This is a genomic window from Paenibacillus gyeongsangnamensis, from assembly GCF_027533625.1.
Taxonomy (GTDB): Bacteria; Bacillota; Bacilli; order Paenibacillales; family NBRC-103111; genus Paenibacillus_G; species Paenibacillus_G gyeongsangnamensis.
The window spans coordinates 129728-141261 of the sequence record NZ_JAQAGZ010000009.1; the positions used below are offsets into that span (position 1 = coordinate 129728).

10 protein-coding genes are annotated in these 11534 nt (G+C 58.1%); 9 read left to right on the top strand and 1 reads right to left on the bottom strand.

Annotation, left to right across the window (positions count from 1 at the left end):
* Nucleotides 1–18 precede the first annotated feature (18 nt).
* The 9 genes from O9H85_RS15220 to O9H85_RS15260 all read left to right on the top strand — a co-directional run bounded on the left by O9H85_RS15220 (nucleotide 19) and on the right by O9H85_RS15260 (nucleotide 9569).
* The gene (locus tag O9H85_RS15220; protein WP_269882281.1) at nucleotides 19–1017 is read left to right on the top strand and encodes a metallophosphoesterase family protein; all 999 of its coding nucleotides are present in this window, start codon (nucleotides 19–21) and stop codon (nucleotides 1015–1017) included.
* 5 nt (nucleotides 1018–1022) lie between these two features.
* On the top strand, nucleotides 1023–1796 hold the full coding sequence (locus O9H85_RS15225) for a metallophosphoesterase family protein (RefSeq protein WP_269882282.1): 774 nt from the start codon (nucleotides 1023–1025) through the stop codon (nucleotides 1794–1796).
* A 91-nt stretch (nucleotides 1797–1887) separates the two neighbouring features.
* Nucleotides 1888–3198 (top strand): ABC transporter substrate-binding protein, encoded by a 1311-nt coding sequence (locus tag O9H85_RS15230; RefSeq protein WP_269882283.1) that lies wholly within the window; start codon nucleotides 1888–1890, stop codon nucleotides 3196–3198.
* 25 nt (nucleotides 3199–3223) lie between these two features.
* On the top strand, nucleotides 3224–4189 hold the full coding sequence (locus tag O9H85_RS15235; RefSeq protein WP_269882284.1) for a carbohydrate ABC transporter permease: 966 nt from the start codon (nucleotides 3224–3226) through the stop codon (nucleotides 4187–4189).
* Between the two features lie 14 nt (nucleotides 4190–4203).
* The gene (locus O9H85_RS15240; protein ID WP_269882285.1) at nucleotides 4204–5037 is read left to right on the top strand and encodes a carbohydrate ABC transporter permease; all 834 of its coding nucleotides are present in this window, start codon (nucleotides 4204–4206) and stop codon (nucleotides 5035–5037) included.
* Complete coding sequence (locus O9H85_RS15245; RefSeq protein WP_269882286.1) at nucleotides 5034–5777, top strand: tyrosine-protein phosphatase; 744 nt, start codon at nucleotides 5034–5036, stop codon at nucleotides 5775–5777. The genes O9H85_RS15240 and O9H85_RS15245 overlap by 4 nt, the downstream gene beginning before the upstream one ends.
* A 169-nt stretch (nucleotides 5778–5946) precedes the next feature.
* On the top strand, nucleotides 5947–8268 hold the full coding sequence (locus tag O9H85_RS15250) for a xanthine dehydrogenase family protein molybdopterin-binding subunit (RefSeq protein WP_269882287.1): 2322 nt from the start codon (nucleotides 5947–5949) through the stop codon (nucleotides 8266–8268).
* Nucleotides 8265–9095 (top strand): FAD binding domain-containing protein, encoded by an 831-nt coding sequence (locus tag O9H85_RS15255; RefSeq protein WP_269882288.1) that lies wholly within the window; start codon nucleotides 8265–8267, stop codon nucleotides 9093–9095. The genes O9H85_RS15250 and O9H85_RS15255 overlap by 4 nt, the downstream gene beginning before the upstream one ends.
* 9 nt (nucleotides 9096–9104) lie before the next feature.
* Entirely contained in the window at nucleotides 9105–9569 is a 465-nt protein-coding gene (locus O9H85_RS15260; protein WP_409348150.1) for a (2Fe-2S)-binding protein, read from the top strand.
* 284 nt (nucleotides 9570–9853) lie between these two features.
* Here the strand turns inward: O9H85_RS15260 and O9H85_RS15265 are convergent, their stop codons facing one another.
* Nucleotides 9854–11521, bottom strand: coding sequence for an alkaline phosphatase family protein (locus O9H85_RS15265; RefSeq protein WP_269882290.1), 1668 nt, complete (start codon nucleotides 11519–11521; stop codon nucleotides 9854–9856).
* Nucleotides 11522–11534 lie beyond the last annotated feature (13 nt).

The window sequence follows — 11534 nt, forward strand, 5'->3', positions numbered from 1 at the left end:
TATAAAGGAGCTTAAGCGATGAAAACAAACGATGCCGCCTCAAAAACGAACGCCATTTGGTTCGATGATCCCGTATTTGCCACGGACAAGCGTCCATGGTTCGGTGAACTGCCGGACGTTCCGACCGGCGATTTCACCTTCGCCGTTGTGGGCGACCGCTGCGGCATGGCGACGGAAGGCGTATTCGAGAAGGCGCTCGAGGTGCTGAAGGAGCTGCGGCCGGATTTCGTCCTGTCGGTCGGCGATTTAATCGAAGGCTATTGGAAGCAAGCAGCCCAGGCCCACGAGGAGTGGGATGATATCGACGCCAAAATTCAGGCGGCCGGGCTTCCGTTCTTCCATGTGGTCGGCAATCATGATGTCGGCAATCAGCTTATGCTGGAAGTATGGAGGGAACGCAAAGGCTTCGAGTATTACGCTTTCCGGCTCGGCGATGCACTCTTTGTTACCGTAAATACGGAAGATCCTCCGATGGAATTCAGCGACGAGATGATCGACATCATCAAAAGAGCGACAAATAACGTGAAGAACGATCCGGAGCATGCGGACGAACATATGAAAGCTTTCTTCGAGGAGATCATGAGCGGCTTGTCCCCCGAGCAGCTGAAATCGCTCAGCCGCATCGATCTGGCGATCGGAGAGCGGCAGCTGGCATTCATCCGGCGAATACTGGAGCAAAACCAGGATGTGAAATGGACGTTCGTGAGCATGCACAAGCCGGGCTGGAAGTCGGACAACCTGCAGTACCGAATGCTTGAAGAGATGCTGCAGAACCGTCCCCACACGATATTCGCCGGTCATCTGCACTCCCTGGAATACAGCACGGAAGGGAATCAGCAGCTTATCCAGCTCGGAAGAACCGGCGGTCACGGCCATGGCCATGGACCCGGCGACCAGAACCTGATGCTCTGGGTGACGATGCGTAACGGTGTTCCGTCCTACCGGGTGATTCACCTGGACGGCGTGCAGTCCATCGGAGCTTACCCTGCCCCAATCCAACCTGCCGTGGAGGTCTAATTCTTATGGAACCGATATTCTTTGTTCATCTTACCGATACGCATATCAGTGCGCCGGGTAAAACGCCGTTATTCCAATTGAACACTGCCGATAAGCTGCGCGCCGTGCTGAAGGAGGTTCGCGGGCTCGGGCAAAAGCCCGCCTTCGTCGTAATCAGCGGCGATCTCACTCACGACGGCGATGTAGAGGATTACCGTTATTTCAAGCAGCTGGTGGATGAGGAGTCGGCCCTGCTGGGCGTGCCGATCCACGTGGCGCTCGGCAACCACGATTTCCGCTCGTTTTTCCGGGAAGGCTACCTCGGCGAAGAGCCGTCCGAGGAATCATACTACTACAGCGTCATGGAAGGCGGGCTTCGTCTCGCCGTGCTGAACACTCAAGTACCCGGAACCCATGCGGGGCGTCTCGATGAAGAGCAGCTTGCCTGGCTGCGTGGAGTGCTGTCCGAGCCGGCTCCGGCGGGAACGATTGTCGTGCTGCATCATCCCGTCGTCAAGACACCTTCGGAGATGATGGACAGCCATCTGCTGGACAATCCGGAAGACCTGGCGGCAGCGATTGAGGGCACCGACGTCATCGGACTTTTGTCGGGGCATATCCATTTTCACAGCATCGGCCTGTTCCATGGCATCCCGAGCGCTGCCGGCACCGGCGTCGCCTTCGGTCTGGACCCGACATCCCGCGGCAGCATGAAGTTTATCGATAACTGCGGCTACAATCTGGTCATGGTGAAGGACGGACAAATGATCGTTCATCCGATGCCGATGCCGGGGGATTAGCGGATGCTGTATGAATGGAAAATTGATACGGACAAAGTGCAAGCTCACGCCTGATCATCCGAACGGAAAAACACACACAGGGGGATAAACTATGAAACGCAGAAGATTATGGGTTCCGGCGCTCATGTCGCTCTCACTCATCGCCACGGCGGCGTGCTCAAACGGTGCCGATCCAAGCACAGCAGCCTCCGCTGCCGGCGGTGACAAGGTCAAGATCAAGTTTTACAGCTATAACCTGGCGACGGCCGGGCAGAAGGAAGGCACGCAGAAGCTGATCGACGAATTCAAGGCGGCGAACCCGAACATCGACGTGGAGGGCATTCCGGTGCTCTCTCAAGATATCAATGCCAAGGTGCAGGCGGATATCGTAGCCGGTTCGCCTCCGGATGTAGCGCAGCTGGTGTTTGACGGTCTCGATTTTGCCGTCAATAACTTTAATGCGAAGCCGCTGGAGGACATCGTGCCGGCGGACGAGCTGAAGAAGAATTTCGAGGGGTTCTCTCCGAACGGTCTGAAGCTGGGACAGCTGAACGGCAAAACGTACGGCCTGCCGTTCACGTTCAGTACGCCGGTGCTGTTCTATAACGCGAAGCTGTTTAAGGACGCGGGGCTCGATCCGGAGAAGCCGCCGGCAACTTGGGCGGAAGTGAAGGAAGACGCGCTGCAGATTGCGAAGAAAACCGGCGCTGCCGGCGTGCATATTGCAGGAGCGACCGGCAACGACTGGATCATTCAGGCGCTGATAGGAAGCAATGGAGGCAAGGTGCTGTCCGCCGACCGCAAGAAGATTCAGTTCGGCGAACCGGAGGCGGTGGATGCCATCAAGATGTGGCAGGACCTCGTGGTGAGCGGCGCTCACAGCAAAATGAACGACAGTGAAGTGGTCGAAGCGATGAGTCAAGGGAAGGTCGGGATGCTGCTGTTTACAAGCGCGCTGCAAAGCTCGTTCTTGAAGGCGGCGCAAGCGGGAGGCTGGGAGCTGAAGGCCGCTCCGATGCCGTCCTTCAGCAGCAAGCCTACGACGCCTGTGAACTCGGGCAGCGCTCTGTTCATTCTGTCCGGCGACAAGAAAAAGCAGCAAGCGGCTTGGGAGTTCCTGAAGTTCGTTACGGGCAACCGCGGCTATACGATCATTACGTCCGAAATCGGCTACCTGCCGCTTCGTCCGGCGCTCGTCGAGGATCCGCAATATTTGAAGGATTGGGTAACCAAGAATCCGCTTGTGAAGCCGAATCTGAAGCAGCTCGAGAAGCTGCAGCCTTGGCTGTCTTATCCGGGCCAGAACTGGCGTCAGATCGAGACCATACTGCTGGATAGCGTGCAAAAATCAATCTTGAGCAGCGGCGACATCACGCCGATTATGCAGGATGCCCAGAAGCGCGCCCAAGCCTTGATGCCTTAATAAGTGAGGAAGTAAGGAGGAAGCCATGAGCTACGAAATTGCCACAACGCCCTTGCCCAAGGCTAAGCCGGCTCCCAAGACCAAAGCTCGAAAATCTTACGTGCCCCGATTGGACAAGTTCAAGCCGTACTTGTATTTGCTGCCGGCGCTGCTGTCCATCGGCTTCTGGGTGTACCGTCCCCTTGTTCAAACGTTCCAGCTTAGCTTCTACCAATGGAACCTGCTGCCTACCTCTCCGAAGCTCTATGTGGGGCTGCAAAATTTCGAGCGGCTCGTAACCCTACCGGAGATGGGCAAGTCGCTGTGGAACACCCTGATTTATACCGTCGGCGTCGTTCCGTTCTCGCTGATCATTCCGCTGATCATTGCGATTGTAACGGAGAATATCGGCAAGCGTTCCCGCAATGTATACCGGGCGCTGATCTTCCTGCCTATGATCATGGCACCGGTGGCGGTCGCCTCCGTATGGCGGTGGATCATGCACCCGACCAACGGGATTCTGAACAAGACGCTGGACGGAATCTTTCACCTGCAAGAGCCGATCCGTTATTTCACAGATGAACGGTGGGCGATCTGGGCGATCACCTTCATTACCGGCTGGAAGCTGATCGGCTTCAGCACGCTGATCTTCTCGGCGGCGCTGACGGGAATCAACAAGGAGTATATCGAAGCGGCAAAGATCGACCGGGCGAACCGGCTGCAGATCATTTGGCACGTCATTCTGCCGCTGCTATCCCCGACCATTCTGTTTATGGCCATGCTGAACACGCTGTTCGCTTCGGAGTGGAGCTTCTCCTATATTAATGTGCTTACGCAAGGCGGACCACTGAACTCTACGACCAACATTTATTACTTGCTGTGGACGTACGGCTTCCAGACCTTCTCGGTAGGCTGGAGCTCCGCCGCCGCCGTCGTCCTCTTCCTGGGATTCGGATTGATTGCATGGGGCTTCATGAAACTAACGAAAAAGCTATCGTTCTTCGATGACTAGAGGAGGTACATGACATGGCGAGTCCGGCTCGGACGCCCAAATTTCAAGTCTCGGTTCTTGGCAAGCATGCGGCCCTGATCATCCTCAGCCTCATCGCCGTCTTCCCGCTCTACTGGATGGTCGTCACGTCCTTCAAGCCGGAAGCCGAGGTGTTCTCGTCCAGCCTGCTGCCTCAGCATTGGACGCTGGGCAATTATGTTCAGGCCTGGAAGGCCATTCCGATGGCGAGCATGCTGGGCAACTCGATGGCGGTAGCAGTGGCCCAGACGATCATGCAGCTGCTCTCCAGCATTCTGGCGGCCTATGCGTTCACCCGGTGGGATTTCCGCTTCAGTCATTTGATCTACTCCCTGATCGCGCTGACGTGGCTCGTGCCGTTCCAGGTCATCATGATTCCGAATTACGTGGTCATCAGCAATATGGGCTGGCGCGATACGCTGATGGGGCTCATTGTTCCTAACATTGCCTCCGCGTTCGCCGTGCTGCAGCTGTACAATACGTTCAAGTCGTTCCCGAAGGCGCTGATCGAAGCGGCCCGTCTGGACGGCGCATCGGACTGGAGCGTGCTGTGGCGGACCATCTTCCCGAACCTGCGGGCGGCTATCGCCTCGATCGGCGTCCTGCTGTTCATCAGCAGCTGGAACGATTATTTCTGGCCGCTCCTCGTGACGACCAAGCTGGAGCATTCCACCATTCAGAAAGGTCTGCAAATGTTCATTTCATCGGATGCGAACATGTGGGGTCCTCTGATGGCGGCGACAACACTGGCAAGTCTGCCTGTTCTTATTCTCTATTTGATTTTGCAGCGGCAAATTATTGAATCCTTCGTTAAAGGCGGTTTGCGATGATGAATTCGATCACACCTACTCCAGAGCGAGTGATAAAGCTTCAAGGCGCCTACAATGTGCGCGATCTCGGCGGCTATGCTGCGGCGGACGGACGCATGACCCGGTGGGGGCAAGTGTACCGAGCGGACGGGCTTCATAAGCTGAGCGAGCTGGACCAGCAGGAGCTGATTGCGCGGGGATTGGCGAAAGTGGTGGACCTGCGCCACGATCGGGAGATCGAGGAAATGAAAGATGTATTTGCCGGATCGGACCGGGTGGCGTATCACCATGTCAGTCTGATCAACCCGACCTCCACGGCGAACTCTTCCATTCGCAGCTTGGGCGACATGTATGTCGGCATGCTGGAACAGGCCCATCCTTCCATTCGCGCCGTAATGGAACTGATCGCAGGCGAAGAGCAAAGAGCGGTCTTGTTCCACTGCACGGCCGGCAAGGACCGGACGGGCGTCATTTCCGGCTTGCTGCTCCAGCTCGCGGGCGTGCCGGATGACATCATCATCGAGGATTACGCGATGACGTCCGAATGCATCGCTCCGCTCATGGAGGAGCTTCGCGCAGGCCGCCCGGAGATGGTGCCGGCCGAGATGTACGAGAAGTTCCTGGGCTGCGACCGGGATAACATGTCGATGATGCTGGGGTATCTGCAGGAGGCTTACGGCGGCGCAGAGCGTTATTTGCTGTCGATCGGAGTAACCGAGGCGCAGGTGGCCTCCCTGAAGAGCAAGCTGCTGGGTCAGTAAGAAGGATAAAATCATGATAGCCGGCCCGCCGAGAAACCGCTCGGCGGGATTTTGGCTTTTACGCCGAAACGCGTGCTCCGGAGAGGCTCATCGTGGTCTAGGCGCCGGACCGCAGTCATAGCATGGATAATAGCAACGAAACGTTCCTCGGAAGCGGGAGGCGTATGAGATGAATACGGTCGGTAAGGCTATTCCAAGAATCGAATCGGACGATAAGGTCACCGGATTCGCGAAATACACGAACGATACGGAATCCCCGCGGCTGCTCCACGGCGTTCTGGTGACAAGTACCTATGCGCATGCCGAGCTGGAAGCGGTCGACATTGCGGAGGCGCTGCAGCTTCCCGGCGTGATCGCCGTGGTCACGGGAAAGGACAATCCGGTCCTTACGGGGACCGTCCTTGCCGACCGGCCGCCGCTGGCCGTCGGGAAGGTGCGGTATTTCGGCGAGCCCGTCGCCGTAGCGGTAGCGGAGAACGAGCATACTGCGGCGCTGGCGGCGGCGCTGGTTCGCGTCAAGTACAAGCCGCTCCCGGTGGTGAACTCGCCCCGTGACGCACTGCTGCCGGACGCCCCCTTGATTCATGAGAAGCTGGGCAGCTACGTCGTATACGGCGATGCGTATCCCGTTCCGGGCACCAATATCGGCAATCACGTCAAAATACGCAAGGGCGACATGCAAGCGGGCTGGGCCGCCAGCGAGATGATCGTCGAGGAGGAATTCGCTTTTGCTCCTTCGGATCATGCGGCGATGGAACCGCGCTGCTCGATCGCCGAGGCGATGCCCGGAGGCCAGATTCATATCGAGACTTCTACGCAGGATCCTTATATTATCAAGCGGCTGTTCGAAAGGTACTTTCACGTGGACGAGAAGAATGTGGTCGTTCACGTTCCGTTCGTAGGGGGAGGCTTCGGGGGCAAAGGCTCCATTCAGCTGGAATATATCGCATACCTTGCCTCCAAGGCATGTGGAGGCCGGCCGGTTAAGATCAATAATACGCGCGAGACGGATATGGTCAGCTCGCCTTGCCACATCGGCTTGCAAGCCAGGGTACGGCTCGGCGCAACCCGGGACGGAAGGCTGACAGCGGCGAAGTTCACCTTCTGGTTCGATACCGGCGGCTACACGGATCAAGGGGCGGTCGTTACCAAGGCGGGAGCCGTCAACTGCACGGGCCCGTACCGTATCGACAACGTCTGGTGCGATGCGCTGTGCGTTTATACGAATCATCCTTACGCCACGTCCTTCCGGGGCTTCGGGCATCCCGAAGCGCACTTTTGCATGGAGCGTACCTTGGATCTGCTTGCAAAGAGGCTGGGAATGAATCCGCTGGAGCTGAGGCAGCGCAATGCGATTGTGCCCGGAGATACGACGCCGACGCAGGCTCCGCTGAACCGCAGCAACATCGGAGATTTCCCCCGGTGTCTGTCCCGTTTGAAGGAGCTGATCCGCTGGGATGGGGGGCAAGTGCTGCGGGTGAGCGAGCACCGAATTCGGGCCAAGGGCATGGCGGGCGTCTGGAAGACATCCAGCGCGGCTATGGAATCGGGCGCGGGCGCGATCGTTACGTTCAATCATAACGGCTCCATGAACCTGAGCGTAGGCGCTGTCGAGCTCGGGCAGGGCAACCGTACGATTATGGGGCAGATACTGGCGGAGCGGATGACCGTTCCTGTCGAACAAGTTCATGTCAAAATCGAAGTGGATACGGCGGTTACCCCGGAGCATTGGAAGACGGTCGGGAGCACCAGCACGATGATGGTCGGCCGGGCGGTGCTCCATGCGGCAGCCGACGCCGAAGAGCAGCTGAAAGCGAATGCGGCGCTGGTGCTGAAGAGGTCCCCGGGCGAACTGGCGCTCATGCAGGGGAAAGTCGTCGTCCGCGCCGAGCCGGGCATCGGCTTGCCGTTCGCTGAGATTGCGGCAGGCTACAGGCGGCCGGACGGCAGCATGATAGGCGAGCCGGTGATCGGTCGCGGGCGATACATGATTCATCATTTAAGTCTGCTGGACCCCGAGACCGGCCGGGGGGTGCCGGGGCCGCAGTGGACCGTCGGGGCTCAGGCCGTAGAGATTGAGCTGGATACACGCGAGTTCACCTATCGCATCCTTCGGGCGGCATCCGTGTTCGATGCGGGGAAGGTGATCAACGAAGGGACGGCCAGAGGGCAAATCATGGGCGGAATGAGCATGGGCCTCAGCTTCGCCAGCCGGGAGACCTTTCAGTTCGACAAAGCCGGCGTCGTGCTGAACCCGCAGCTCCGCACCTATAAGCTCATTCGGTTCGGCGAGAACCCGGAATATCTCGTGGATTTCGTGGAAACGCCTTATGCGGAAGGCCCTTATGGAGCGCGCGGAATCGGGGAGTACGGCACGATCGGCATGGCCCCGGCCTTGGCCAACGCCTTGTCCTTGGCCGCCGGCGTGGAGCTGAACCGGCTGCCGCTGACCCCGGAGCTCATCTGGCGGTACAAAGGAGGTTCGCGGTGATTTCCTACGATTTCGAATATTGTAAGCCGTCTTCGGCCGAAGAGGCGGTCCGCCTGTTTCAACAGGCCGATTCGAGCGGCTTGAACCCGCTTTATTATTCCGGAGGCACTGAGTTCATCTCGATGGCCAGGCTGGACCGGCTCCGGACCGGGGCGGTGATCGACATCAAGGGGATTGCGGATTGCCGTCTCCTGGAAGCCAGGCAGGACCAGCTGGTCATCGGAGCCGCCATCCCCCTTACGACGATATCGGAATGGGGCATGTTCCCGCTGCTCGGTGAGTCGGCGCGGCATGTGGCAGACTATACGAACCGCAACAAAATTACGGTCGGCGGCAACCTGTGCGGTAAATTCATTTACCGCGAGGCGCTGCTGCCCTTCCTGCTGGCGGACAGCCGGGCGGTGCTGGCCGGTCCGGAGGGCAGGCGGACGATCCCTGTCATGCAAGTGTTTAACGGGGAGCCGCGTCTGGCCAAGGGGGAGCTTCTGTTACAGCTCCTCACGGACAGAAGCACAGTCCGGCTGCCTTTTTTCACGGTGAGAAAGACCAAGTTGGAAGTCATCGACTACCCAATCGTTCGGGTTGCCGCGCTCAGGGCACCAGAGGGCATTCGGGCCGCGTTCAGCGGGGTGAGCTCGATTCCTTTTCGGTCCATCCGGGTGGAGGAGGCGCTTAACGATACGTCGGTATCGATGGAGCATCGGATCGAGAATGCCATCCGTCTCTGGCCGGCGCCGATTCTTCGAGATATTCTGGCTTCCGCCGAATACCGGACGTTCGTTCTGCGCAATGCCTTGTCGGAAACGTTGACCGCATTAGGAGGGTGAGAGATGGCTATAAACGGATTCGTCAAAGGCGAGATCGAGCTGCTTGTCAATGGAAAGAGGCGGCGGGTCCGCGTCCGTTCCGCCGATACGCTGCTTCGCGTGCTGCGGGAGCAGCTGGGGCTGACCGGCGCCAAGGCCGGCTGCGAGAACGGGGACTGCGGCGCCTGCACCGTGCTGGTCGACAGCCGGCCGATCAAATCGTGCCTTATGCTCGGGGTCGAAGCCGTCGGCTGCAGTATCCGGACCGTTGAAGGGCTGCGCGATGCGCCGATTCAGAAGGCGTTCGCGGAGAACTTCGCGTTCCAATGCGGCTACTGCACGCCTGGGTTCATCATGCTGTGCCATGCCTTGAGCGAAAGCCGGCCGCAGGCAAGCGAAGAGGTCGTTGTCGAATGGCTGCAGTCGAACCTGTGCCGCTGCACCAGCTACCAAGAGATCCGGGCCGCCGTCCGCTCGGTTATCGGCGAATCGTAATGGATATAAGGAAAAGCGGCCTCGCGAACGGCACCCTGTCGGGACCGTTCGCGAGGCCGCGTATTTATTGGTGTTGATAAGAATTTATAAGTTTTCGTAGCTTATAGCTTCGCATCAACCTTGGTAAACGCGCTGGTTCTTGTAAGACAAGGACGGCGTAGCCGTTTATCCTGGGTTGATAAGAATTTATAAGTTTTCGTAGCTTATAGCTTCGCATCAACCTTGGTAAACGCGTTGGTCCTTGTAAGACAAGGACGGCCTAGCCGTTTATCCTGGCCTGCTAATTATTTCGTTTCAATAACGACAACGCCTTGCGCATTCTTGGTCAAGCTGACCCCAGGCAGGTTGTGAACCGCCGCCTGCGAGAGATAAGCGTGGCTGCTGGAGCTGACCCATACGGCCTTCTCCAAGGTTACGCCCGCTCCATCCGCCGACGCCTGATCGGAGTTCAGCTTCAGATCAACGCTATGGTTATTGTAAGCCAGCGTGACCGTCTTCGTATCCGGGTTGTAGGAGACGACCGCATTCAGGCTGCGCGCCAGATCCGTTACCGGAATCATCAGCTGCTTGTCTTTGTCGTAGAAGGCGTATTCGCCGATGATGGTTTGGGCCAGCGGCGCATTGTTGAACTGAACGGCGGCCGCGGTTCCATAAGGGTTCGTGTGTATTTGCTGCAGCGGGTACACATAAGGCGCAAAGTTCGGATGATCGAAATCGAACATGTCCGTGATATTGCTCACAGAAGCGTCCCGGCTGTTCAAAGCGTCCACGCCCCAGTTCCATTCGATAAATTTGAGAATGGAAGTGTGGTCATAGGTCGTATGGCTGACAAAGTTCATCTTGGAGTAAGGAGAGACGAGGATCATCGGAATCCGCGGGCCTGCGCCCGCCAGCCCGTCCGGGCTCGGCTGAAGCTGAGGCGGCGCCATGTGATCCCAGTAGCCCCCTGACTCGTCATAGGTGATGATAACCGCGGTGTCCTTCCAGTAATCCGTCCGCATCAGGTCATTGATGGTTTGAACGGAGAAGTCCTCCGCCGTCGGCGTGCTTTGGTTGCCGAGGCCGGGATGCTCGTCGTCGCCGTACGCCCCTTTTACGTAAGAAACGGCCGGAAGCGAACGGTTGTCCAGATCCTTCTTGAAGTCGTTATAATCCTTCAAATTGGATGCATAAGCGCCGGTATCGTAATTTTTGAAGTATTGGAACGGATTATGGTGCGACGAATACGTTTGGTCGGCGGCCGCGTAGCCTCCTTGATACCAAGACCAGCTGATGCCTTTGGCGCTGAGCTTGTCCCCGATGTTGGCGTAAGTCAGCGGCTCCCAGCGTTTGCCTCCGTCTCCGCCCAGCGGGCCGAATGCCGGAACCGGGTCGCCCTTGATGGCGTTCCCCGCGTTGCCGGATTGCGCCGCAACCAAATACAGGGCGCCGGGAGTGGAAGGGCCGAAGATGGGCTGGAAGAAATGATCGGCCATGCTGAAATGCTGCGCATACTGCCAGTAAGCCGGCAGCGCGTTGTAATCGTAATAGCCCATGGCGATGCGCCCCGTGCCCTTGGCATGGTTCTCGGAAGCCATGTAGAAGCCGTCCATCTTACCGCCGTTCACGGCTTTGGCCATATCGTCGAAGTTATGGTTGACGTCGGCCGTCTGCAGCTCTTCGTTCGAGAAGAGGAATGGAGCGACCTGCTTGCCGTTCTCGTCCAGGTTGTAGGAGCCTTGAGGAATGCCTTCGGCAGCCGGCGTGCCCGGCAGCGGACGGAAGCCCGGAGCGTTCGGATACGTGCCGAAGTAGTTATCGAATGAGCGGTTTTCCTGAAAAATCACGACCAGGTGCTTGACCGGGGATGCAGTTGCCGGCGAAGGGCTGTCCGCCGCGCGCGCGCTGGCATACGGGAAGAGCAATCCCAGGGTCAATGAAGCAAGAAGCGAATAATGAACCGTCTTTTTCATGCGTACCTCCTGG